This window comes from Roseivivax marinus (assembly GCF_900109705.1).
In the GTDB taxonomy this organism is placed as follows: domain Bacteria; phylum Pseudomonadota; class Alphaproteobacteria; order Rhodobacterales; family Rhodobacteraceae; genus Roseivivax; species Roseivivax marinus.
In genome coordinates this window covers 62,200-84,121 of the sequence record NZ_FOAI01000006.1, presented here as the reverse complement: position 1 = coordinate 84,121, position 21,922 = coordinate 62,200, and the positions used below count along the sequence as shown (strand labels likewise).

The following is a 21,922-nucleotide window of genomic DNA, read 5'->3' as shown; positions in this document are numbered from 1 at the left end:
CGAAAGTGCGATGCTTTCCGGCGGGGTGCAAACGGGTTTCGGGAAGGCGCGACGCTCAGCCGCGCAGGCGCGACTGGTAGTCGTGGGCGCGCCAGTCGGCGCGGAAGCGCCATTGGTCCTCGGGCTGGCGGGCGGCGAGTGCGTCGTCGATCTCGATCTCGTCGAAGCCGCAGCGGCGCGCCATGGCGTACTGGTCGGCGATGACGTGCCCGGCAGCGCGCAAGCGGCCGGAATAGCCGCGCAGGCGCAGAAGCCGCGCGAGGCTGAAGCCGCGGCCGTCGGCCGAGGACGGGAAGGCCACGCGAACGATCTCGACACCCTCGGGAAGGGTGTCGAGCGCCGCGGGATCGGTGTCGGAGGGCAGGTCCACGGCGCGGCCGCCATCCTCGCGAACCTCGTCCAGGGAGGCGAAGTCGCCGGTCCAGTCGTCCGGGCCGAAGCCCGCGTCGGTCACGATCACGCTCATGTGTCGTCTCCTTGCCTGATCGCGCGGCCGTTCACGAAGTGGATGCCGCATTCGTCCTTGTCCTCGCCGCGCCACCGGCCGGCGCGCGGGTCCTCGCCGTCTGCCACGCGCGAGGTGCACGGCCAGCAGCCGATCGAGGGATACCCCTGCGACACCAGCGGATGCCGGGGCAAGCGGTTCTCGTCCATGTAGGCGCGCACGTCGTCGGGCTGCCAGTGGACCAGCGGGTTGACCTTGATCCGGCCCGTCGCCTCTTCCAGTTCGAAGAAGTCGAGATCGGCCCGGCCGGCACTCTGATAGCGCTTGCGCCCGGTAATCCAGCCGTCGAAGCCGTCGAGCGCACGCTCCAGCGGCACCGTCTTGCGCAGGTGGCAGCATGCATCGGTGTCCGAGAACCGAAGCGCGCCGTAGGGATCGCGCTCGGCCAGAAGCTCGGCATCGGTGCGCAGCACACGCACATCGCGCAGGCCGAGGCGCTGGGCGACCTCCTGCTGGTAGGTCAGCGTCTCCTCGAACAACAGGCGCGTGTCGATGAACAGCACCGGGGTCGAACGGTCGGCCACGGCCACCAGGTGCAGCAGCGCCACCGACTCCGCGCCAAAACTCGACACCATGGCGATGTCGCCGGCCTCGGGGTCGTTCAGCGCGCCGCGCAGCACGTCCGTGGCACCGTGGTGGCGGTAGCGGGCGTTCAGCGCCGCGACACGCTCGCGCAGGGCGTCAAGGTCCGGCGGCGACGTCGCGCGGGCGCTTTCCTCGATGACGGTTTCATGCCGCATTGGCCCGTTCCTTCTTCTCGGCCTTGTCCTTGGCCGGGTAGAGCGCCGCCTTGAACGGGGCCATGCCGACGCGGCGGTAGGTCTCGAGGAAGCGTTCGTTTTCGTCGGTGCGTTCGGCGAGGTAGGTATCGACCACGGTTTCGACCGCGCCGACGATCTCGTCCGCCGAGAAGCCGGGGCCGGTCCGCTCGCCGAGGCTCGCGGTCTCGGTGTGATCGCCGCCGAGCGTCACCTGGTAGTTCTCCACGCCGGCACGGTCGAGGCCGAGGATGCCGATATGGCCCACGTGGTGGTGGCCGCAGGCGTTGATGCAGCCCGAGATCTTGATCTTCAGGTCGCCGATCTCGTGCTCGGTCTGAAGCTCTTCGAAGCGGGTCGCGATCTCTTGCGCGATCGGGATCGAGCGGGCCGTCGCCAGCGCGCAGTAATCCATGCCCGGGCAGGCGATGATGTCCGAGATCAGGCCGATATTCGCGGTCGCGAGGCCATGCTCGCGCAGGATGCGGTGCACCTCCGGCAGGTCGTCCTTGTGGACGTGCGGCAGCACAACGTTCTGCTCGTGGCTGATCCGCAGCTCGTCGTGGCCGAAGCGCTCGGCGAGGTCGGCCATCACGCGCATCTGCTCGGCGGTGGCGTCGCCCGGCGTGGCCCCGTGGGCCTTGAGGCTGATCTCCGCGATGGCGTAGCCCGGCGCGCGGTGCTCGGTCAGGTTGGTGTCGGCCCAGGCGCGGAAGACCGGGTCGGCGTCGTAAGCCGCGTCATACGTCTCGGTGCCGGCGCCGCGGAATTCGGGCGCGGCGAACTGCGCCTCGATGGCGGAGAGCATCTCCTGGTCGACGCCGGAGAAGGTGGGCTTCACCTCGGCGAAGCGGGCCTCGACCATCTCGCGGATCGCATCGATGCCATGCTCGTGGACGGTGATCTTGATGCGCGACTTGTACTTGTTGTCGCGACGCCCCAGCAGGTTCCAGACCGAGACGATGGCCTCGAGGTAGGGCAGCAGGTCCGCGCCCGGCACGAAGTCGTTGATGACCTTGCCGATCATCGGCGTCCGACCAAGGCCGCCGCCCACCAGCACCTGGTAGCCGATCTCGCCCGCGTCGTTGCGCACGATGCGGATGCCGATGTCGTGCGCGGCGGTCACGGCGCGGTCGTTCGGGCTGCCGGTGACGGCGATCTTGAACTTGCGCGGCATGAACTGGAACTCGGGGTGGTCGGTGGACCACTGCCGGATCAGCTCGGCCACGGGACGCGGGTCCGCGACCTCATCGGCGGCGGCGCCGGCGAAGTGGTCTGCCGTCACGTTCCGGATCGTGTTGCCCGACGTCTGGATGGCGTGCATCTCGACCTCGGCCAGCGCGTCGAGGATGTCGGGAATGTCGCGCAGCTTCGGCCAGTTGTACTGGATGTTCTGGCGCGTGGTGAAGTGGCCGTAGCCCTGGTCCCAGCGCTCGGCGATCATGGCGAGCTGGCGCATCTGCGCGCCGCGGAGCGTACCATAGGGGATCGCCACCCGCAGCATGTAGGCGTGGAGCTGCAGGTAGAGCCCGTTCATCAGGCGCAGAGGTTTGAACTCGTCCTCGGTCAGGCTGCCGTCGATGCGGCGCTCGACCTGCGCACGGAACTGGCGGTTGCGCTCGGCCACGAAGGCCGCGTCGAAATCGTCGTAGCGATACATGAAATCTCTCCTTGGCCCGGGGTGGCCGTTCAGCCGGCCTGCTTGCCGAGGAAGTAGTTGGACGGACCGGTGCGGCGGAAGTCCTCGCGGAAATGCGTGGGCTCGGGGCCGTCATTGGCGGGTTGCATGTCGGCGAGGTAGACGCCCACGACCTCGTCGGCGCGCTTCTCGGCGTCGATCAGGCGGATCTGGGCGTCGGCCTCGTCGGTGAGAAGCTCGGCCTGCTTCAGGTCGCGCACCCAGTTTCCATTGGCGTCGAGGTAGACGACGTCGCCCTCGAGGAGGGCGTTTGCGGTGATGACTTTGGGCGTGAATTCGCGGGGCATCAGAGTGCCTCCTGGGCTTTGAACGAGGTGTCGATCGAGGGCAGGGCGGTTTCGGCCGCGCGCGGCGCGAGGCCGTAAAGCACGAGCGCCGGGCCGTTCATCTCGGCGGCGGCGATGTCGGCGGGCAGGGTGGCGAGGGTCGAGCCGAGCACACGCTGGTCAGCGCGGCTGGCGTTCTCGACCACCGTGACCGGCGTGTCGGGCGCAGCGCCATGCATCATCAGGCGGCCCTGGATGAAGCGGGCGGCCTTCTTGCCCATGTAGATCGCGGCGACCTCGCCCGGACGCGCCAGTGCGGCCCAGTCGTGGTCGGCGAAGCCCTTCATGTCGTGGCCGGTCAGGAGGCGGACCGAGGCGTTGCGTTCGCGCTTGGTCAGGCTCTGGCCGATGGTTGCGACCGCGGCGGATGCGGCGGTGATTCCGGGCACGACCGAATAGGACAGGCTGCGTGCGGTAACGGCTTCCACTTCCTCGTCGAGGCGGCCGAACACCGTGGGATCGCCCGACTTCAGGCGGACCACCTGCGCGCCGGCCTCGACATGCTTCACGATCAGCTCGTTGATGTCGCTCTGCGATGCGGAGGGGCCGAAGCCCTGCTTGCCCACGTCGAGCATCTCGGCCTCGCGGCGGGCGAGCTCGAGGATCTCGGGGCTGATGAGCCGGTCGTGTATCACCACGTCGGCTGCGTCCAGCAGCTTGCGCGCCTTCAGCGTCAGAAGCTCGGGGTCGCCGGGGCCAGCACCCACGAAGGCCACGTGACCCGGGCGCTCCTCGGCAGCGAGGTGACGGGACAGCAGGCCGTCGAGCGCGGCGCGCGCTGCGTCCTCCGCGTCGGCGTCCTCGATGCCATCCACGGCGCGCGGGCCGTCGGCGAAGTAATAGTCGGACCAGAAGTCCCGGCGCGGACGGCCGAAGGGCAGGGCATCGGCGGCCTTGCGGAAAGCCTTGCCCACGCGGGCCAGCAGGCCAAGCCGGGCCGGCAGCCGCTCTTCGAGATCGGCCTTGATCGCACGGGCCAGAACCGGGGCGGCGCCCTCGGTGCCGATCGCCACGGTCACAGGGTCGCGGTCCACGATGGCGGGGGTGATGAACTGGCTGTCGCCAAGGTTGTCGACGGTGTTCGTCAGCGCGCCGTCGGCACGGGCGATGGCTACGGTGCGCGCATCCTCGTTCGCGTCCTCGTCAGCCGCGTAGAACAGCACCGCGCAGGTCGCGTCGCCCGGCTCCATCGCGCGCTCGACGAGACGCAGGCGCCCGGCCTCGGCCCATGCGACGATCTCGGGCGCGGGCGAGGGCGCGAACACGGTCAGGTGCGCCTCGGTCTTCATCAGCAGGCGCAGCTTGGCCAGCGCCGCGTCGCCGCCACCGGACAGCACGACACGCCGTCCGGCAAGGGCGACGAAGATCGGGAAGTGTTGCATGGCGACGCCTCCGAGGCAGTTGGCTCTGCCCGGAGATATAGAATTTCGTCCCGCTTTCCGCCTAGCCCATTGCGGAAACAAGGACATGCGTTCCATAGAGGGCGCACAGGCGAACAGGGTGTTCGTCAGCGCGCCCTCAGGAGGAACGCATGGCACGGATCGACGAGACCGACCGGAAAATTCTCATCGAACTCCAGCGCGATGCGAGCCAGTCGCTCGACGACATCGCCAAGGCGGTTGGCTCGTCCAAGACCCCGGTCTGGACCCGGATCCGCAAGCTGCGCGAGGCCGGAGTGATCGGCGCGCAGACGGTCGAGCTCGACGCCGAGGCGCTGGGCTTCGAGGCGTGTTTCTTCGTCCTGATCCGCACCTCCGAGCACGAGGCCGACTGGCAGGCAAGGTTCCTCAAGGCCCTGCGCGAGCGACCCGAAGTGCAGGAGGCGCACCGGCTCGCGGGCGACATCGACTACATCCTCAAGGTCCGGGTAAAGAACGCGCGGGCCTACGATGCCTTTTACCAGGCGCTGATTTCCGAGGTGAAGGTGCACAACGTCACCGCGTTGCTGTCGATGGAAGAGATCAAGTCGACCACGGCGCTGCCGCTCTGAAGGTCGTACGCGGGCGCAGGTCTCGGTCCTGCGCCAGTCTCGATGTTCCTGCACGGCGCACTTTGGCGGTCGCGTTGCCCGGCGGCGCCCTCGTGGATCGAAAGGGCCGTTGCGTGCAGGCGCGCGACAGCCACCGTGCCGCGCATGACCGCGCCGACACATACGCTACGACACAGGCGCCGGCTCGCGTGACGTTCGTGGCCCACGGCGAAAGCTGACCTCTCCGGCGAGAGAGGATACTTGAGATGTTCGCGTCCGCTTGGCGGGGCGGCAGCGGCAGACACACCATCCGATCGCGATGGCGCCGAACACGGCGCACACTGGCGCGAGGCGCCCCGCTCTTGCTAGACCTCGGACATGCAGCGCTCCGTGCCCAGCCGCGCCCCTCTGGTGGCCCTATTCCTCGCCGTCGCGGCGGCGGTGACGGCGGCGGCGTGGCTCTATGCCTATCACCAGGCGCTGGGTCCGCTGGCGGCGCGGGGACGCTCGGACCTGCTGCTGGCCGCGGACCGCCTCGTCACGCAACTCCAGCGCTACCGCGAGTTCGCCGTCCTGACCGCCGATCATCCCGCGCTCGCCGCGCTGCATGAGGGAGGCGATCCCGAGCCCGCGCGCGCCATGCTGCGCGAAGGAGCGGACAAGACGGGGACGTCGGCGATCGCCTACCGCACGCCCGACGGACGCATCCTTGCCGCTGCGGGGGATCGCATGGCGAACGATGTAGCCGACGCGCCCTTCTTCCGTCGTGCCGTGGGCGGGGCGCTGGGGGCGCGCCTCGTGACCGATCCCGCGCGCGCCCGGGAGCCGGGCTCACGGCTCTTCACCTATGCCGCACCGCAATTCGGACCCGACGGCCGGGTGCGCGGGGTGCTGACGGTGTCGGTGGACCTTGCGCGGCTCGAACAGGAGTGGCGCGGAACGCTGCCCACGGTCTACTTCCTCGACGCGTCGGGCGTGGTGGTCGCGACCAACCGCTCCGAGATCCTCGGATGGGAGCGGCACGACGACGGCCGCGTGACCTCGCCCGGCGGGCGCACCTACCGGGTCGAGACGGTGACGCGGGCCGGCTACCCGATCCGGTTGCAGGACTGGTCACCCTACGTACCGCGCGCGGCACTGCTTCTGCGCGAGCCGCTGCCGGTGATCGGTCTCGACGCCTTCGCCCTGATCGACGTGCGGCCCGCGCGGCGCATTGCGACGCTTCAGGCCTCCGCGGTGCTGGCCGTCGTGTTGTTCTTCGGCGCGATCCTCTTCCTCGTCTCCGAGCGGCGCCGCGCGCTGACCTTGGCCAATGCCGAGCTCGAGACACGCGTGGCAAGCCGCACGCGCGACCTCGTGGACGCGAACGTGCAGCTCACCCGCGAGGTGGCCGAGCGCCAGGAGGCGGAGGCGGCACTCAAGCGTGCCCAGGCCGAACTGGTGCAGGCCGAGAAGCTGTCGGCGCTGGGCCGGATGAGCGCGGGCATCAGCCACGAATTGAACCAGCCACTGATGGCGATCCGGTCCTTCGCCGAGAACGGGGCGGCCTTCCTCGAGCGCGACCGGGCCGACAGGGCGGCGGACAACTTTGGACGCATCTCCGAGATGACACGGCGCATGGGGCGGATCATCCGGAACCTGCGCCTGTTCGCACGGCAGGAAAGCGCGCCGGCGGGCCGGGTGGACCTCGCGCAGGTCGTGGCCAGCGCGATCGAGCTGACCGAGGCCCGCGCCCGCGCCGAGGGCGTGGCGCTCGTCCGCGCCGGTGAGGCGGACCCGGTCTGGGTGCGCGGCGGCGAGGTGCGGCTGGGGCAGGTGGTGGTGAACCTCATCACGAATGCGCTTGACGCGATGGCCGACGCCGGCGGGACCGCGCGCGAGGTCACCGTCACGCTGACCGGCGGCGCCGCGCCCGCGATCGCGGTGGCCGACACCGGGCCGGGGATCGAGGCGCCCGAGCGTCTCTTCGACCCGTTCTATTCGACCAAGGCGGTGGGCGCCGGCATGGGGCTCGGCCTGTCGATCTCCTACGGGCTGGTGCAGAGCTTCGGCGGCGACGTCCGGGGCGAGAACCGCGCCGACGGGCCGGGCGCGGTCTTTACCGTGACTCTCGAGCCCTGGCGCGATGCGGAGGAGGCGGCATGAGCGCGACCCGGGTTCTTCTGGTGGACGACGACGCGGCGGTGCGCGAGGCGCTGGGCCAGACGCTGGAACTCGCAGATTTCGACGCCACCACGGCGGGCAGCTTCGTCGAGGCCAAGGACCTGATCGCGCCGGACTTCGCGGGCGTGATCGTCTCGGACATCCGGATGCCGGGCCGAGACGGGTTTCACCTGCTGGACTTCGCACGGGAGGCCGATCCCGACCTGCCGGTGATCCTGCTGACCGGCGAGGGGGATATTCCGATGGCGGTGCGAGCCATGTCGGCGGGTGCTTTCGGGTTCCTCGAAAAGCCCTGCGACGCCGCCGACCTGACAGCCACGGTGGCGCGGGCACTGCGAACGCGGGGGATGGTGCTGGAGAACCGTCGGATGCGTGCCGAGATCGAGACCGGCGATCCCGCAGCGCGAATGATCTTCGGCGTGTCCGAGCAGGCCAACGCCCTGCGCGCGGGAGTGCGGCACGCAGCGCGCTCCGCCACGCCAGCGCTGGTGACCGGCGCGCCGGGCACGGGTATCTCCAAGGTCGCCGAGGTCGTGCACCTGTCGTCGGCGCGCGCCAAGCGACCGTTCGAGAAGCGCGCGGCCCGCGGCCTCGACCGGGCGGCGCTGATGACGCTGTGGGAAGACTGCGCGGGCGGTACGCTGTTCCTGGACGAGATCGCGGCGCTGCCGCCGGACAGCCAGCTCGCCCTGATCGATGCGATGGACGCGGGCCGCACCACGCTTATCGGCGGCAGCACCGAGGATCTCGAGGCCGCGGTGTCCGAAGGACGACTCGCCGCCGAGCTCTACTGGCGTCTCGCGGTGATCGTTCTGCGGGTGCCGCCGCTCTCCGAGCGGCCCGAGGACATCCCCGTGCTCTTCCGACAATACGTCGCGCAGGCGGCGGAGCAGGCAGGCGTCGCGCCGCCCGAGATCACCGAGGCGCGGATCGCAGCACTCATGGCGCAGGACTGGCCGGGCAACGCGCGGTCGCTGATGTCGGCGGCGATGCGTTTCGTGCTGCGGATGCCCGGGGATGCCGAAAGGATGGCGACCCTGGGCCTGGCCGAGCAGATGGCGCAGGTGGAACGTGCGCTGCTGGTCGCGGCGCTCGGGCGGCACAACGGCCACGCGACCGAGGCCGCGCGGGCGCTCAAGCTGCCGCGCAAGACCTTCTACGACAAGCTTGCCAAGCACGGGGTCCGACCGGAGGAGTTCCGCCGCGGCGCGGGCTGACTGTGCGGATTTTCGCACACCTATCGAAGGTGGGTGTGTGAAAAGTCGCACGTCTGAGCGAGGCGTGATGTTTGCGCAGCGTGAAGGAATGGCGGCAATAATCTGAAATTGTTATAAAATATGTGCGCTTGGAGCGCCCGGCGATTTTTCTGTTGGCGCAATGGCGCGTCGGCGGTCTTCTGCCCGGTGCAGGCGGCGGCAGGAGGATGCCAGCCGCCTTGGATTACCGACGTTCCGGGAGGACACCATGAAGAAGTTTCTGCTGACCGCCACCGCCGTGGCGGCCCTGACCTCGACCGCCGGCGCCGCGTTCGCGGATTGCGACGAAGGCGAGATGGTCATCAAGTTCAGCCACGTCACCAACACCGACAAGCACCCCAAGGGCATCGCCGCGAGCCTCCTGCAGGAGCGCGTGAACGAGGAGATGGACGGCACCGCCTGCATGGAGGTCTATCCGAACTCCACGCTCTACAACGACGACCAGGTTCTCGAGGCGATGCTCCAGGGCGACGTGCAGATGGCCGCGCCTTCGCTGTCGAAGTTCGAGCAGTTCACCAAGGTCTTCCGGATCTACGACCTGCCGTTCATGTTCAAGAACATCGAAGCCGTGGACGCCTTCCAGGCCTCCGACACCGGCCAGGAGATGATGGAATCGATGGCCCGCCGCGGGCTTCTCGGTCTCGGCTACTGGCACAACGGCATGAAGCAGCTGTCGGCCAACACCCCGCTGATCGAGCCCGGCGACGCCGCCGGCCTCAAGTTCCGTGTCCAGCCCTCCGAGGTGCTCAAGGCGCAGTTCGAGGCGCTCGATGCCAGCCCGCAGCCGATGGCCTTCTCCGAGGTCTACGGCGCGCTTCAGACCGGCGTGGTCGACGGGCAGGAGAACACCTGGTCGAACATCTACGGCCAGAAGTTCTTCGAGGTGCAGGACGGCACCACCGAGACCAACCACGGCGTTCTCGACTACCTCGTCGTGACTTCGACCGACTGGTGGGATGGCCTCGACGAAGAGGTGCGCACCCAGCTCGAGACGATCCTCGACGAGGTGACCGAGCAGCGCAACGCGGCCGTGAGCGAGGTTGACGCCGAAGCTCGTCAGGCCGTGCTCGACGCGGGCGGCGAGATCCGCGAGCTCGACGAAGAGCAGCGCGCGGCATGGCTCGACGTCATGAAGCCGGTCTGGGAACAGTTCACCGACGACGTCGGCCAGGAAAACATCGACGCGGCGCAGTCGATCAACCAGAACTTCTGATCCCGGGTCCCGCGACCTGACCGGGTCCGGCCTCTTGATAGGGCCGGACCCCCAGAATTTTTCCGTCACATCGTTCATTCCGGGGGGAGGGGCCATGTCCGCCGATCCACAGCCGAGATCCATGCTCGGCCGGTTCGTCGACGAGCTGGAGGAGACGATCATCGCGATCATCCTCGGCGCGATGACGATCATCACCTTCGTCAACGTCGTGCTGCGGTACGGCTTTAACACCGGCCTGATCTGGGGCCTCGAGGCGACGTCGCTGCTGTTCGCGTGGCTCGTCCTGTTCGGCGTCAGCTACGCGGTGAAGAAGACCGCGCATCTCGGCGTCGACGCGATCACCGGCGCTCTGCCGCGCCAGCCCCGCCGGGTGCTGGCACTGATCGCCGCGGCGATCTGCATCCTCTACGCGGGGCTGCTGCTCAAGGGCGCGTGGGACTACTGGTCGAACTTCGCGAACCTGCCGCAGACCACCGGACGCTGGTTCCCGACCGGGTTCGAGGAGATGGGCCGCACGTCCTATCGCGGCTGGTACGAAGTCACCGACATTCCCTTCCCGGAATGGCTGCGGTGGATCCAGCCGGTGATGAACGAGGGCATGGACTACGAGAAGCTGCCCCGCTTCATTCCCTACTTCATCCTGCCCTTCGGCGCGCTTCTGCTGTTGATCCGCTTCATCCAGGCGGGCGTCGCGATCTGGCGCGGCACGAACATGAGCCTGATCGTCAGCCACGAGGCCGAAGAGGCCGTGGACGACGTCGCCCACCTGAACCGCGAGGACTGATCCATGGACGTCGCAATTCTCTTCGCCATGGTGATCGGCCTGATGCTGATCGGCGTGCCGATCGCCGTCTCGCTCGGCTTTTCCTCCACCATCTTCCTGCTGGTCCTGTCGGACACGTCGCTGTCGTCCATCGCGCAGAGCTTTTTCCAGGCGATGGCGGGTCACTACACGCTTCTGGCGATCCCGTTCTTCATCCTCGCCTCGTCGTTCATGTCGACGGGCGGCGTGGCGCAGCGGATCATCCGTTTCTCCATCGCCATCGTCGGCCACTTCCCCGGCGGCCTTGCCATCGCCGGCGTCTTCGCCTGCATGCTCTTCGCGGCGCTGTCGGGCTCGTCCCCGGCGACCGTGGTCGCGATCGGCTCCATCGTCATCGCGGGGATGCGGCAGGTCGGCTACTCCAAGGACTTCGCCGCGGGCGTCATCGCCAATGCGGGCACGCTCGGCATCCTGATCCCGCCGTCCATCGTCATGGTCGTCTACGCCTCGGCCACCGATACTTCGGTCGGGCGGATGTTCCTCGCCGGCGTCATCCCGGGCCTTCTGGCGGGCACCATGCTGATGGTGACGATCTACGTCATCGCGAAGATGCGCGACCTGCCCAAGGGCGACTGGCTGGGCTGGGGCGAGGTGATCTCGGCGGGCCGCGACGCGTCGTGGGGCCTGTTCCTGATCGTCATCATCCTCGGCGGTATCTACGGAGGCATCTTCACCCCCACCGAGGCGGCGGCAGTCGCGGCGGTCTACGCCTTCCTGATCGCCAACTTCGTCTACGCCGACATGGGCCCGCTCAAGACCGAAGAGGGCAAGCAGAACCTGCCGCTCTGGCGCAAGCCGATCGCGCTTGTGACGGTGTTCTTCCATCGCGACACGAAGGACACGATCTTCGAGGCCGGCAAGCTGACGATCACGCTGATGTTCATCATCGCCAACGCGCTGATCCTCAAGCACGTGCTGACCGACGAGCAGATCCCCCAGCAGATCGCCGAGGCGATGCTGTCGGCGGGCTTCGGGCCGGTGGTGTTCCTCATCATCGTCAACGTGATCCTGCTGATCGGCGGCCAGTTCATGGAGCCCTCGGGTCTACTGGTGATCGTCGCGCCGCTGGTTTTCCCCATCGCCATCGAGCTCGGTATCGATCCGATCCACCTTGGCATCATCATGGTGGTGAACATGGAGATCGGGATGATCACGCCGCCGGTGGGTCTGAATCTCTTCGTCACCTCCGGCGTGGCGGGGATGCCGATGATGCGGGTCGTGAAGGCGGCGCTGCCGTTCCTCGCGGTGCTGTTTGTCTTCCTGATCCTCGTCACCTACGTGCCGATCCTGTCCACGTGGCTGCCAACGATGATGATGGGACCCGAGCTCATCACCCGCTGACCAAGCGGTAAATGGAACCGAGGCAAGGCGCCCTCGTTCGGACATGCGAAACGTATTTCCGGACGGGGGCGTCATGGTTGACTGGGTCAAAGCGAATTCCGAATTGTTGTCCCTTGCGGCAAACCTCGGAATGATGGTGGTCTGGATCGTCTACCTGAACATGTTCCTGGTGAGTTTCAGCCGCCAGAACCGAAGCGTCATCCACATCAGCCGCGCGGCCTCCGAGCACATGAACGGCCGGTGCCTCGTGACCAACATGGGGGCGCAGAACCTTTACCTCGTCGGCGTGGTCATCGACATCAAGACCAAGGACGGCAACTCGCGCGCCATCGTCACGGACCGCGAGGAATGGGGCGAGGGCGATTTCGACAACATGCTGCAACGCACTTTGCAGGGCCCGCTCGGAGCCGGCGAGGCGCGCGATATCGGCAGCTTCGAGGAACTGGCCAAGCGCGCACAGGCGCGTTTGGGAAGCGAGTTCGACACCCGCAGAAGCAAGGCGCTGACGATCACGGCGGTGGCGGCGCCGAACCAGCATCAGAAACTCGTCGGCGCCTCGAAATGCTTCAACGTGCAGGACGTCGATGCCGAGGATGCGGAGCCGCGCTTCGTGCCCTCGACGCTGATGACGAAACAGATCTCGGGTCTTTTCCGCACGCGTCGGCTGTCGCGCATGGTGCAGGACCGCTGACGCGGGACGCCGCCGGGCGTCCCGCGTGATACAGGGGTCAGTCGGACGCGCCGAGCGCCTCTACGATGGGCAGGAAGTCGTCGGCCTTTAGGCTCGCGCCACCCACCAGCGCGCCGTCCACGTTGGATGTTGCGAAGATCTCGGCCGCGTTCGCCGCCTTCACGCTGCCGCCGTAGAGAAGCGGGATCGCCTTGCCTATGTCGTCGCCGAAACGCTCGCAGAGGGCGGAGCGGATGGCATCGTGCACCTCGGCGATCTGCGGCGGCTCGGCGACCTTGCCGGTGCCGATGGCCCAGATCGGCTCGTAGGCCACCACGAGCGACCCGGCATCGGCGCCGTCCGGGATCGAGTCAGCCAACTGGCCGCCCACCACGTCGAGCGTGCGCTCGGCCTCGCGCTCTTCCAGCGTCTCGCCACAGCAGAGGATCACGCGAAGTCCCGCGTCCCACGCGGCGCGGGTCTTGGCGGCGACCACCGCGTCGGTCTCGCCGTGGTCCTGGCGCCGCTCGGAATGGCCGAGGATGACAAAGGCGGCGCCCGCGTCCTTGAGCATCGGCGCGGACACGTCGCCGGTATGGGCGCCCTTGGCCTCGGCGTGGCAGTCCTGTCCGCCGACCTTCAGGCCGCCCTTTGCGCGCTCGGCCGCTGCCGCGACGAGGGTGAACGGCGGACAGATCGCGACCTCCGGCGCCCCGTCCGCGCCGATCCCGGCAGCGATGGTGTCGAGTTCCGCGAGCGCGGCCTTGGTGCCGTTCATCTTCCAGTTTCCGGCGGCGAGCTTGGGGGCCATATCGGTCTCCTGTCGTGGTCCGGGTCTGGACATAGCATGGCGGTCCCGGGGCGGCGACCCTGCGCCGCATCTGCCGGCCGGATGAGCGGACCGAACCACACCCGACGCACACGAAAACGCCCTGCGCGAGGGCAGGGCGTCGAAGAATCCGGTGATGGGTGCGGGCGTCAGTCCTCGCGCTCGGCGGCGAGTTCGTCAACGTCCTTGAACTTGATCGACTCGCCGCATCCGCAGGCGTCCACGACGTTGGGATTTCGGAACTTGAAGCCCGATTCCAGAAGCGCGGTCTCGTAGTCGATCTCGGTGCCGAACAGGAACATCTGGGCCATGGGCGCGATCAGCACGCGGGCGCCGTCGCGCTCGACCACCTCGTCGTTGTCGTCGGCGGTGTCGACGTAATCCATGGTGTATTCCATGCCCGCACAGCCGCCCTTCTTGACGCCGATCTTCAGGCCGTAGCGACCGTCCTTTTCCATCAGCTTCGAGATTTGCCGGACCGCCGCGTCGGTCATCGTTACGGGGGCCTGGCCGGGAATACCGAACATGGGCGCGCCTCCTTGCAGTGTCCTACCAAACTAGTGGGTCTGCGCGCTTCTCTCAAGGGGACGCGCGGGATTGCCCGCGACCGTGGCGCCGGGGGCCACGTCCCGCGCGACCACGGCGCCGGCGCCGATCACGGCGTCGTTGCCCACGGTCACGCCGGGCAGGATCAGCGCGCCGCCCCCGATCCAGACATTGCGTCCGATGGTGACGGGGCGCCCGAATTCGAGGCCCCCATCGCGGGTTTCGCGGTCGCGCGGGTGATCGGCGGCAAGCAGCTGGCAGTAGGGGCCGATTTGGGTGTTGTCGCCGATGGTGATCGCGCAGACGTCCAGCAGGACGCAGCCGAAGTTCAGGAACACGTCGCGGCCGAGGGTGATGTTCCAGCCGTAATCCACGTGGAACGGCGCGCGGATCGCGCTGCCCTCGCCGATCTCCGCCAGCAGCACGTCGAGGATCGCGATCCGCTCCGGATCGTCGACGATGGTCTGGTTGTAGTCGCGCAGAAGCGCCTGCGCGCGCCGTCGCTCGGCGGCAAGGTCGGTGTCGCCGGGGCGGTAGAGTTCTCCGGCGCACATCTTTTCGCGTTCGCTCAAGGGGTGTCTCCGATCAGCAGTATGGCAAGGAAGGCGGCGCCCAGCGCCCAGGCGATGGAAGCGAGCGTGCCGACGATGATGTATTCCGCCGATGCGCGATCGTCTCGGGTCGCGTCGAAGCGCAGGATCGACTTGGCGGCCACCAGGAACGCGACGCCGGTGGTGTTGCCGGTCACGACAAGGGCGTAGGTCAGCAGCCGCTCGAGCTCTCCGATCCGGGCGCCGGCGTCCTTGAGGCTGCCCTCGGCGATGCCCTCGATCTCGGCGTCGGTGCCTATGGTGGCCAGCGTCTTGCCGACGGCGAAGCGACCCGCGCGCACGGCGATCAGGCCGAAGGCGAGGTAGGCGAGCGCCGGGGCGGTGCCCTCGGGCAGCAGCGCGGCCCAGACGCCGTCGGCCCAGAGTGTCGGCACGACCAGAGCCGCTGCGCCGAGGGTCGCGAGGTGCGCTGCCTGATCGGCAAGGAAGGGCCCGAGCGTGTCGCCCACGGCCTGCTTGATGCGGTCGATGGCGATGTGGACTGCCGTGACGGCCAGGGCGGCGCCCAGCGCCGCGAGGGTCGGGGCCGCGACCACGAGAAATGTCAGTGCGGCCACGCTCGCCGCGTGCAGCGCGGCCACGCGCAGACGGCCCTTGCCCGCGACCATCGCGTCGGTCTGCAGGACGAAGTCGGCCAGCCCGTGCGCGAGCAGCAGGGCCGAGAAGGTGGCGGCGGCGTCGGTCAGGTCGGGTCTCCGGTGAAATTACAGGGCCTGTGGCCTGTTTTTCGGATAACAGGCTTGAAGGCCTGTATTGCGGAATAAAGGCCGTGAGGCCTGTAAAGGAGCTCACATGTCATGCGAGCGCGGCCTCGACCGCCTCGAGCGCGGCCTCAATCGCCGGAAGGCCCGCGGCCTCCAACCGGTCGGCGACGCTCTGCTGGCGGATGCCCAGCCGCTCGGCCAGAGCCGCCTGCGACGGGGCGTCCGGGGCGAGCCGGGGGGCCGCGACCTCGGCCTGCGCCAAGCTCCAGCCGCGGGCGAGGGCGTCGCAGAGCTCTGCCACCGCCGGGGCGAGGGGCGGCGCGCCCTCCGCCGCCAGCACCAGTCGCCGGCCCCGCGCCATCGCGTCGAGCGACGCACCCGAGGCGTGGAAGGCTGCGCCATCGGCATCCGACAGATCGCTCGTGCCAGCGGAGGATATACCGCCGAGGCCAATGGCGATGCGGGTCTCGGCGGTCTCGGCCGTCAGCAGGCGGGCACGGAGGAACAGCGCGCAGCGCAGGGCGCGGGGGCCGTCGGGCACCAGCGCCTGCCAGCCGTCGCCGCGAAACCGGGTCAGCCGCGCCGGCCCGCCGGTCCACGCCGCCGCATCCTCCAGCGCCGCGGCAAGAGCGTCGAACACCGCCGCGACGCCCTCGGAGCCCGCCTGCCGCGAGCCCACGATATCGCCGGTCAGGATCGCCGCCGTCTCATGCTCCATTCCGCCGGTCCTTCGTCCGCGCATTCGCGGCCACTAGACGCCAGCGCGCGGGCGGGATGCAAGGGAGGCCCGGCGCGAAAAAGGGGACGGCCAAACCGGCCGCCCCCACCTGTCGCGGCATTCGCCGCCTGGCCTCAGAGGCCCTTGCAGTTCGCGTAGTAGGTCACCGTGGCCGGCCAGTCCGAAAACACGCCGCGCACGCCCACGTCCTGTGCCAGAACGTCCAGCGCCTCGTAATAATCGCCGTCGCTGTCGACGATGTCGTTCACCGACTGGAAGTACCAGCCGCCGCCCTCGGCCAGCGGGCCGGAACGCTCGAGCGTCCAGGCGATCAGCTCGAGACCGGCGTCCTTCGCCGCCATGGCATACTCCGACGCTGCGATCTCGTCGTTCTCGCCCACCGTCATCATCATGTTGAGCGACGGCGCGAGGTAGTTCACGCCCTGCTCCTTGAGCGCGGCGAAGTCCTCCTGCCAGGTTTCGGAATCCTGCTCGTCGAAGCCGTCGGTCCACTCGACGAGGAACACCGCCTGCGCGCCGAATTCCGGCTCGTTCTCGATCCAGTAGAGCACATCATCGAGCAGGAAGGATTGCGGCCAGACGCGCGAGGGGTCGATGCCCGCGTCTTTGTACTCGTCGATCATCTTCTGGGCGTAGTCTTCCTGGCTGAAGCCCTCGTAGGGCATGTCGACCACCGGGGTCTTCAGCTCGGGGGTGAAGTCAGCGCCCATCGCATCGAAGAGCGCGATCGACTCGGCGTGGGTCATCAGCGTCGCATCGTTGTCGTAGAGCGTGGTGCGCCAGTCGGCCACGCCGCCCAAGTATTCCTCGGCCGTGGTGGCCTGCGGGTTCGACGCGTCCATCTTCGGCGACAGCGTCTTGAACTCGTCGAGAGTGAGGTCCGAGGTGCGGCACTCGGCCGTGGCGTCGCTGCCCTCGGAGGCGGGTTCGAACGGGGTCGAGCACTTCTCGGCGAGGTCCGTCACCACGATGTCGGTGGTCGTGTGCAGATCGTTCTGCGCGTGCCGACAGACCAGTTCCTGATCGGCGGTGAAGGCCACGTCGCATTCCAGCACGCCCGCGCCCTGTCCGGCGGCGGCGTGGTTGGATTCGACCGTGTGCTCGGGGAACATCAGCGGCGCGCCGCGGTGGCCGATCGAGAACGTCGTGCGCTCGGGCGTCTGTCCCATGCACTGGGTCAGCTCGTCCTTGAGCGGGCCATCCTCCATCTTGGAGATCAGGAAGAACGGGCGCGGGCCGTAGCTGAGGCCGGCGGAGTAATTCATGCCGCTGTCGTCCATCGACTGGTGCTGTTCGGCGGCGGCGGCGAGTGGCAGGCAGGCCAGCGCGGTGCCGAGAAGGAATGCACGGGTCATCGGAAATACCTTTCTGTTGGTGACGCCTCCGCATGACCATGGCGCGTAACGGGTGCGTGGCACAACCGTTACGGTTTCGTGACGGCGGCCCTCTCCCTTCCGGGCGGGTCAGCCGGCCTCGAACGGTGACAGCATCGGGAAGATCGGCTTGGCCTCGGTCTGCATCTCGGCCGCCTCCGCCAGCATCCGCTCTCGCACCTCGCAGATCCGCGCCCAGGCGGCGTTCGGATCGGGGCAGGGGATGAGGAACAGCGCCTCGAGCCCGAAGGCGTCGTGGTTCGCGACGTAGAGCCCCCGATTGGTTTCGAGCGCCTTCTCGTCCTCGCTGTCGATCTCGTCGAGCAGCTTGAAGTATCGGTCGCGCAGGGCGTCCACATCGGCTGTATGGGCGAGCTTGAGCCGCACCTCGCCGATCAGGGCCGGGTCGCGCATGGTCCAGTTCTCGAACGGCTCGTCCACGAAGTCGACAACGGGCACCACGATGCGCTTGCCGGTCCATTCGCGTAGCTGCACGAAGGTGAAGTTGATCCGCTCGACCGAGCACAGGTGGCCGTCATAGACGATCTTGTCGCCGATCCGCGCGGATTGGTTCAGCGCGATCTGCAGAGAGGCCATGACGTTGGCCAGCATGTTGCGCGCCGCGAAGGCGAGGATCACCGTGAACGCGCCCGCCGAGGCCAGCAGCGAGAAGCCGAGCGTCTGCATGATGTTGGCTTCGCGCAGGATGATCCCCATGCCCGCGATGGTCACCACGACGATCATCGCGCGGCGGATCGCGGCGACCTTGGTGGCCATGTCGCGCTTGCGTTCCTGGCCCTCGCCGACCTCGGTCAGTACGTCGCCGTCGAAGCTGACGAGCCGGTCCATGATGGTATCGGCGAGGTTGACGATCGCCCAGATCGTTGCCGTGACGAAGCCCACCGCAATCATCGGCGACAGCACGGTGTCGATGCGCCCGGAAAACAGGAACAGGTTCTTGGTGCAGATCGCCAGCGTGCCCGCCACCACGACGAGGATTACCGGCGGCCGCAGCGCGACAAGGATCGACGTGCTGCCCTCGTCCCGGCGTGTCCGCCCGAGCCCGCGCGACATCATCGCGTAGGTCAGGCGCCCAAGCGCGATCGCCAGCGCGATCATCAACGGCAGCCCGATCAGTTCCCAGACCCGCAGGTTCCAGAAGGCCCGCTTGAGCAGGGGTTCCGGCAGCCAGCGTTCCAGGCGCGAGGGACCGTAGACGGCGTAGAGGTCGGGCACGTTGTCGACGGTCTGGCGGGAGAACACCCAGACCGGATCGCGCGCGGGCTCTTTCACTCGGTTGAGCCGCAGGCTGATCGGACGGCCGCCAAGCTCCACGAGCGCAAGCAGAAGGGATCGGCGCGGCTCCCCGGCCATCGCGGTCTCGGAGGCGGCCCGCGCGTCGAGCGCGTCTGGCCGGTCGAGCAGCTGGTACCAGTTCACCACGATCTTGCGGTCGATCACGACGAAGAGTTGCCGCGCCAGCGCCGCGCCCACGTCGCGTTGCTCATCGTCGGGCCAGCCGGCCAGATCGAGAAGGTGCGCCGCGTCGTCCCAGCGGTTGTCCCGCCCGAGGGCGAGGAAGCTCTCGACCGTGGAGCGCGGCGTGGTGCGGTCGATGTCGTCGGGGGCCGGGCCGAGGCCGGGATTGAGGATATCCAGGGAATACCACGAGGACGTGGCCGCGTTTTCCTGCGCGTGAACGGGGACGCCAAGGGCGGCGACGAATACGAACACGAGGAGGGCGGCAAAACGTCTCACCGCCCGTACGTCGTCCGATCCACGCAATCGTCAATATGTGAATGTGGCCAAGCCGGGCCGTTCCGGGCGCGCCTGCCGGATGCCGTTGCGGCAAGGGCAAGCCCTGCCGCGGCGGATCCTTACATGAAGCCGAGCTCCAGCCGGGCCTCGTCCGACATCATGTCCATGCCCCAGGGCGGCTCCCACGTCAGCTCGACGTCGACCTGCTTGACCCCGGCGAGGGGCTCCACGGCGTCGGCGATCCAGCCGGGCATCTCGCCCGCCACCGGACATCCCGGCGCGGTCAGGGTCATGATGATCTTCACCTCGTTCTCCGGGGTGATATCGATCGTGTAGACGAGTCCGAGGTCGTAGATGTTCACCGGGATCTCCGGATCGTACACGCCGCGGCACGCCTCGACCACCTGGTCGTAGAGCGGATGCTCGGTCGAGGAGGGCGCGATCAGCGGGGCACCTTCCATCTGGGGGCTTGCGTCGGACATGCCGTTTCCTTCGTCGTCATTCCTGAGTGGAGATATAGGAAAAGGGCAGCGAAGGGTAAAGGCCGCGTCGCCCCGGGGACAGATTTGGCCAACGCGATCGGGTGCGACACGTGCGACATCCGGGCGCTGGTCTGGCAGAGCCCCCGCCTTATCTCAACCGCGATGACGCAGACCGAGCCCGGAAAACCGCCCCTCGGCAGCCCCGGACCTCACCCTGTCTGGCGGCTGATCGAGCTGATGATCGGAAATTTCTCCGCGCCGCCGGGAAGGACGCGTATCGCCGTGGCGCTGGCCTACGGCGCGCTCTGCCACCTCGTCTTTGCCGCGGCCATCCTGGCGATGGTCTGGACACTCTGGAATGGCATGATGATAGGCCTCGGCGCGGTGCCATTCCCGTATGCCATCCTCGTCAATGCCGCGCTGGTCCTGCAATTCCCGCTGCTGCATTCGCTGTTTCTGAACGGTCGCGGCGCGAAGGTGCCGGGCCGCGTGCTTCCGGGGCCGTGGGGCAAGACGCTTGCCGCCACCACCTACACCATTTTCGCCTCGCTCCAGCTGCTGGCGCTGTTCCTGCTCTGGACGCCCTCGGGCATCGTCTGGTGGCGGGCCGAGGGCGCGGCGCTCTGGGTGGTTCTTGCGCTGCACGTCGCCTCGTGGCTGTTCCTGATGAAGTCCAACCTCGACGCCGGCGCCGAGCTGCAATCGGGCGCGTTGGGGTGGACGTCGCTGGTGCAGCTGCGTGACCCGGCCTGGCCCGACATGCCGACGAGGGGCCTCTTCACCCTGATCCGCCAGCCGATCTACGTGGGCTTCACGCTCGTGCTCTGGACCGTGCCCACCTGGACGCCGGACCAACTTGCCGTGGCCGCGGTGCTGACGGCCTACTGCCTGATCGCGCCCGCCCGCCTGAAGGAGCCGCGCTACCTCCGTCGCTTCGGTGCGCGATATGCGCGCTACCGGGACGCAGTGCCCTACATGATCCCCGGACGCCCCCGACCTACCGAACGCAAACAGGACCCGACCCATGGCTGACCGCGCGCGCAACGACCTGAGCATTTACGACGACGCGGCGGATGCCTGGTGGTCCGACGAGATCCGGTGGGTCCGCACGCTCAAGAACCTCGTGCCGGGCCGCTTCCGCTTCTTCGACCGCCACGTGGACTGGCAGGGCAAGCGCGTGCTGGACCTGGGCTGTGCCGGCGGCTTTATGGCCGAGGCGCTGGCCCGGCGTGGCGCCACCGTGACGGGCCGCGACCCGGCCGAGGACGCGATCCGGGCCGCGCGCGAACACGCTGCGCAGGAGGGTCTGTCGATCGCCTACGACGTGGGGGTGGGCGAGGACATGCCCTATGCCGACGGGTCCTTCGACGCGGTGGTCTGCGTCGACGTTCTCGAACATGTTCGGGACCTCGACCAGACCCTGTCGGAATGCGCGCGGGTGCTGGCGCCCGGCGGCGTGTTCGCCTTCGACACCATCAACCGCAACCGGGTGGCGCGCTTCTTTGCCATTACCATGGCCGAGGACGTCGTCGGCGTGCTGCCCAAGGGCACCCACGATCCCGACATGTTCATCCCGCCCGACGATCTGCGCGCGCGGATGGAGGCGGCGGGCCTGAACCCCGGTCCGTTCACCGGCCTCGGCCCCCGCGGCGTCACGAAGCGCCTCGACCTCAAGTTCGGTCCGCTGCCGATGCAGACGGTGCAGTACATGGGCCTTGCCACGAAGGCGTGCGGATGACCGCGCTCGCCGTCCTCCTGACGGGGCTGCTCTTCGGGGGCATGACGTTCTATTCCTTCGCGTTCGCGGGCTTCCTCTTCCGCCACGCGTCCCCCGAGGAGGCCGGCCGCCTCCTGCGTCTTGCCTTTCCGGCCTTCTACCTCGCCTCCATCGTCACCGCGGGCCTTGCCGCGCTGGCCGCGTTCGCCATCGACCGAACGGCCGCACTGCTGCTTCTCGCGGTGGTCCTGACCACGATTCCGGCCCGACAGGCGCTGATGCCCGCGATCAACCGCGCCACGGACACCGGCGCCAAAGCTCGCTTCGCCTGGCTCCATGGTGCCTCGGTGGCGCTCGGCCTCGCACAGATCGCCGCCGCCGGCTGGGCGCTGCTGCGGCTCGCCTGAGCGCTTCCTTCGTCAGGAAATGGATGCGCCAGG

The 21,922-nt window shown here is 68.3% G+C and carries 23 protein-coding genes; 10 read left to right on the top strand and 13 right to left on the bottom strand.

Annotated features, from left to right (window positions below):
- Window positions 1-55: 55 nt before the first annotated feature.
- From BMX29_RS09130 to cysG, 5 genes are read right to left on the bottom strand one after another with little or no spacing between them, the layout of a single operon-like run.
- Window positions 56-466: a DUF934 domain-containing protein gene (locus BMX29_RS09130; RefSeq protein WP_092812112.1), complete on the bottom strand. Its 411-nt coding sequence runs from the start codon at window positions 464-466 to the stop codon at window positions 56-58.
- Window positions 463-1,245: a phosphoadenylyl-sulfate reductase gene (locus BMX29_RS09125; protein ID WP_043844577.1), complete on the bottom strand. Its 783-nt coding sequence runs from the start codon at window positions 1,243-1,245 to the stop codon at window positions 463-465. The genes BMX29_RS09130 and BMX29_RS09125 overlap by 4 nt, the downstream gene beginning before the upstream one ends.
- On the bottom strand, window positions 1,235-2,923 hold the full coding sequence (locus BMX29_RS09120) for a nitrite/sulfite reductase (RefSeq protein WP_092812110.1): 1,689 nt from the start codon (window positions 2,921-2,923) through the stop codon (window positions 1,235-1,237). Before BMX29_RS09120 ends, BMX29_RS09125 begins: the two co-directional genes overlap by 11 nt.
- A 29-nt stretch (window positions 2,924-2,952) precedes the next feature.
- Window positions 2,953-3,249: a DUF2849 domain-containing protein gene (locus tag BMX29_RS09115; protein ID WP_043844575.1), complete on the bottom strand. Its 297-nt coding sequence runs from the start codon at window positions 3,247-3,249 to the stop codon at window positions 2,953-2,955.
- Entirely contained in the window at window positions 3,249-4,670 is a 1,422-nt protein-coding gene (cysG, locus tag BMX29_RS09110; RefSeq protein WP_092812108.1) for a siroheme synthase CysG, read from the bottom strand. The genes BMX29_RS09115 and cysG overlap by 1 nt, the downstream gene beginning before the upstream one ends.
- Window positions 4,671-4,819: 149 nt before the next feature.
- On the opposite strand from cysG, the gene BMX29_RS09105 reads away from it, so the two are divergent.
- The 7 genes from BMX29_RS09105 (at window position 4,820) to BMX29_RS09075 (ending at window position 12,744) form a co-directional block, all read left to right on the top strand.
- Complete coding sequence (locus BMX29_RS09105) at window positions 4,820-5,278, top strand: Lrp/AsnC family transcriptional regulator (RefSeq protein ID WP_043844573.1); 459 nt, start codon at window positions 4,820-4,822, stop codon at window positions 5,276-5,278.
- A 357-nt stretch (window positions 5,279-5,635) separates the two neighbouring features.
- Window positions 5,636-7,402, top strand: coding sequence for a sensor histidine kinase (locus BMX29_RS09100; RefSeq protein ID WP_092812106.1), 1,767 nt, complete (start codon window positions 5,636-5,638; stop codon window positions 7,400-7,402).
- The gene (locus BMX29_RS09095) at window positions 7,399-8,637 is read left to right on the top strand and encodes a sigma-54-dependent transcriptional regulator (protein WP_043844571.1); all 1,239 of its coding nucleotides are present in this window, start codon (window positions 7,399-7,401) and stop codon (window positions 8,635-8,637) included. Before BMX29_RS09100 ends, BMX29_RS09095 begins: the two co-directional genes overlap by 4 nt.
- A gap of 247 nt (window positions 8,638-8,884) precedes the next feature.
- On the top strand, window positions 8,885-9,889 hold the full coding sequence (locus BMX29_RS09090; protein WP_043844570.1) for a DctP family TRAP transporter solute-binding subunit: 1,005 nt from the start codon (window positions 8,885-8,887) through the stop codon (window positions 9,887-9,889).
- Window positions 9,890-9,983: 94 nt separating this feature from the next.
- Window positions 9,984-10,673, top strand: a complete 690-nt coding sequence (locus BMX29_RS09085; RefSeq protein ID WP_092812104.1) for a TRAP transporter small permease — start codon at window positions 9,984-9,986, stop codon at window positions 10,671-10,673.
- Between the two features lie 3 nt (window positions 10,674-10,676).
- Window positions 10,677-12,053 (top strand): TRAP transporter large permease, encoded by a 1,377-nt coding sequence (locus BMX29_RS09080; RefSeq protein ID WP_092812102.1) that lies wholly within the window; start codon window positions 10,677-10,679, stop codon window positions 12,051-12,053.
- A 73-nt stretch (window positions 12,054-12,126) separates the two neighbouring features.
- Window positions 12,127-12,744: a hypothetical protein gene (locus BMX29_RS09075; protein ID WP_092812100.1), complete on the top strand. Its 618-nt coding sequence runs from the start codon at window positions 12,127-12,129 to the stop codon at window positions 12,742-12,744.
- A 37-nt stretch (window positions 12,745-12,781) separates the two neighbouring features.
- Here BMX29_RS09075 and tpiA read toward each other — a convergent pair whose 3' ends face one another.
- The 8 genes from tpiA to BMX29_RS09035 form a co-directional block, all read right to left on the bottom strand.
- A complete protein-coding gene (gene tpiA / locus BMX29_RS09070; RefSeq protein ID WP_092812098.1) occupies window positions 12,782-13,534 on the bottom strand; it encodes a triose-phosphate isomerase in 753 nt (250 codons plus the stop codon).
- Window positions 13,535-13,701: 167 nt separating this feature from the next.
- Window positions 13,702-14,079, bottom strand: a complete 378-nt coding sequence (locus BMX29_RS09065; RefSeq protein ID WP_043844566.1) for a HesB/IscA family protein — start codon at window positions 14,077-14,079, stop codon at window positions 13,702-13,704.
- Between the two features lie 30 nt (window positions 14,080-14,109).
- Window positions 14,110-14,670 (bottom strand): sugar O-acetyltransferase, encoded by a 561-nt coding sequence (locus tag BMX29_RS09060; protein ID WP_280513618.1) that lies wholly within the window; start codon window positions 14,668-14,670, stop codon window positions 14,110-14,112.
- On the bottom strand, window positions 14,667-15,362 hold the full coding sequence (locus tag BMX29_RS09055; RefSeq protein WP_280513620.1) for a DUF3307 domain-containing protein: 696 nt from the start codon (window positions 15,360-15,362) through the stop codon (window positions 14,667-14,669). Before BMX29_RS09055 ends, BMX29_RS09060 begins: the two co-directional genes overlap by 4 nt.
- Before the next feature lie 142 nt (window positions 15,363-15,504).
- Window positions 15,505-16,131 carry a hypothetical protein gene (locus BMX29_RS09050; RefSeq protein WP_092812094.1) on the bottom strand — a complete coding sequence of 209 codons (627 nt, stop codon included), beginning with the start codon at window positions 16,129-16,131 and terminating at the stop codon, window positions 15,505-15,507.
- Between the two features lie 134 nt (window positions 16,132-16,265).
- Complete coding sequence (locus BMX29_RS09045; protein WP_092812092.1) at window positions 16,266-17,507, bottom strand: glycerophosphodiester phosphodiesterase family protein; 1,242 nt, start codon at window positions 17,505-17,507, stop codon at window positions 16,266-16,268.
- Between the two features lie 108 nt (window positions 17,508-17,615).
- Complete coding sequence (locus tag BMX29_RS09040) at window positions 17,616-19,283, bottom strand: mechanosensitive ion channel family protein (protein ID WP_092812090.1); 1,668 nt, start codon at window positions 19,281-19,283, stop codon at window positions 17,616-17,618.
- Between the two features lie 119 nt (window positions 19,284-19,402).
- Window positions 19,403-19,765: an SUF system Fe-S cluster assembly protein gene (locus BMX29_RS09035; protein WP_043844562.1), complete on the bottom strand. Its 363-nt coding sequence runs from the start codon at window positions 19,763-19,765 to the stop codon at window positions 19,403-19,405.
- Window positions 19,766-19,849: 84 nt separating this feature from the next.
- Between BMX29_RS09035 and BMX29_RS09030 the strand changes: the two genes are divergently transcribed.
- From BMX29_RS09030 to BMX29_RS09020, 3 genes are read left to right on the top strand one after another with little or no spacing between them, the layout of a single operon-like run.
- A complete protein-coding gene (locus tag BMX29_RS09030; RefSeq protein ID WP_244889199.1) occupies window positions 19,850-20,797 on the top strand; it encodes a methyltransferase family protein in 948 nt (315 codons plus the stop codon).
- Window positions 20,790-21,503: a bifunctional 2-polyprenyl-6-hydroxyphenol methylase/3-demethylubiquinol 3-O-methyltransferase UbiG gene (ubiG, locus tag BMX29_RS09025; protein WP_092812088.1), complete on the top strand. Its 714-nt coding sequence runs from the start codon at window positions 20,790-20,792 to the stop codon at window positions 21,501-21,503. The genes BMX29_RS09030 and ubiG overlap by 8 nt, the downstream gene beginning before the upstream one ends.
- On the top strand, window positions 21,500-21,889 hold the full coding sequence (locus BMX29_RS09020; protein WP_092812087.1) for a DUF4149 domain-containing protein: 390 nt from the start codon (window positions 21,500-21,502) through the stop codon (window positions 21,887-21,889). Before ubiG ends, BMX29_RS09020 begins: the two co-directional genes overlap by 4 nt.
- Window positions 21,890-21,922: the final 33 nt, after the last annotated feature.

Excerpts from the sequence above, each read along its gene's own strand:
- BMX29_RS09130 (WP_092812112.1), bottom strand. The coding sequence starts at position 466 with ATGAGCGTGATCGTGACCGACGCGGGCTTCGGCCCGGACGACTGGACC.
- BMX29_RS09125 (WP_043844577.1), bottom strand. The coding sequence starts at position 1,245 with ATGCGGCATGAAACCGTCATCGAGGAAAGCGCCCGCGCGACGTCGCCG.
- BMX29_RS09120 (WP_092812110.1), bottom strand. The coding sequence starts at position 2,923 with ATGTATCGCTACGACGATTTCGACGCGGCCTTCGTGGCCGAGCGCAAC.
- BMX29_RS09115 (WP_043844575.1), bottom strand. The coding sequence starts at position 3,249 with ATGCCCCGCGAATTCACGCCCAAAGTCATCACCGCAAACGCCCTCCTC.
- cysG (WP_092812108.1), bottom strand. The coding sequence starts at position 4,670 with ATGCAACACTTCCCGATCTTCGTCGCCCTTGCCGGACGGCGTGTCGTG.
- BMX29_RS09105 (WP_043844573.1), top strand. The coding sequence starts at position 4,820 with ATGGCACGGATCGACGAGACCGACCGGAAAATTCTCATCGAACTCCAG.
- BMX29_RS09100 (WP_092812106.1), top strand. The coding sequence starts at position 5,636 with ATGCAGCGCTCCGTGCCCAGCCGCGCCCCTCTGGTGGCCCTATTCCTC.
- BMX29_RS09095 (WP_043844571.1), top strand. The coding sequence starts at position 7,399 with ATGAGCGCGACCCGGGTTCTTCTGGTGGACGACGACGCGGCGGTGCGC.
- BMX29_RS09090 (WP_043844570.1), top strand. The coding sequence starts at position 8,885 with ATGAAGAAGTTTCTGCTGACCGCCACCGCCGTGGCGGCCCTGACCTCG.
- BMX29_RS09085 (WP_092812104.1), top strand. The coding sequence starts at position 9,984 with ATGTCCGCCGATCCACAGCCGAGATCCATGCTCGGCCGGTTCGTCGAC.
- BMX29_RS09080 (WP_092812102.1), top strand. The coding sequence starts at position 10,677 with ATGGACGTCGCAATTCTCTTCGCCATGGTGATCGGCCTGATGCTGATC.
- BMX29_RS09075 (WP_092812100.1), top strand. The coding sequence starts at position 12,127 with ATGGTTGACTGGGTCAAAGCGAATTCCGAATTGTTGTCCCTTGCGGCA.
- tpiA (WP_092812098.1), bottom strand. The coding sequence starts at position 13,534 with ATGGCCCCCAAGCTCGCCGCCGGAAACTGGAAGATGAACGGCACCAAG.
- BMX29_RS09065 (WP_043844566.1), bottom strand. The coding sequence starts at position 14,079 with ATGTTCGGTATTCCCGGCCAGGCCCCCGTAACGATGACCGACGCGGCG.
- BMX29_RS09050 (WP_092812094.1), bottom strand. The coding sequence starts at position 16,131 with ATGGAGCATGAGACGGCGGCGATCCTGACCGGCGATATCGTGGGCTCG.
- BMX29_RS09045 (WP_092812092.1), bottom strand. The coding sequence starts at position 17,507 with ATGACCCGTGCATTCCTTCTCGGCACCGCGCTGGCCTGCCTGCCACTC.
- BMX29_RS09035 (WP_043844562.1), bottom strand. The coding sequence starts at position 19,765 with ATGTCCGACGCAAGCCCCCAGATGGAAGGTGCCCCGCTGATCGCGCCC.
- ubiG (WP_092812088.1), top strand. The coding sequence starts at position 20,790 with ATGGCTGACCGCGCGCGCAACGACCTGAGCATTTACGACGACGCGGCG.
- BMX29_RS09020 (WP_092812087.1), top strand. The coding sequence starts at position 21,500 with ATGACCGCGCTCGCCGTCCTCCTGACGGGGCTGCTCTTCGGGGGCATG.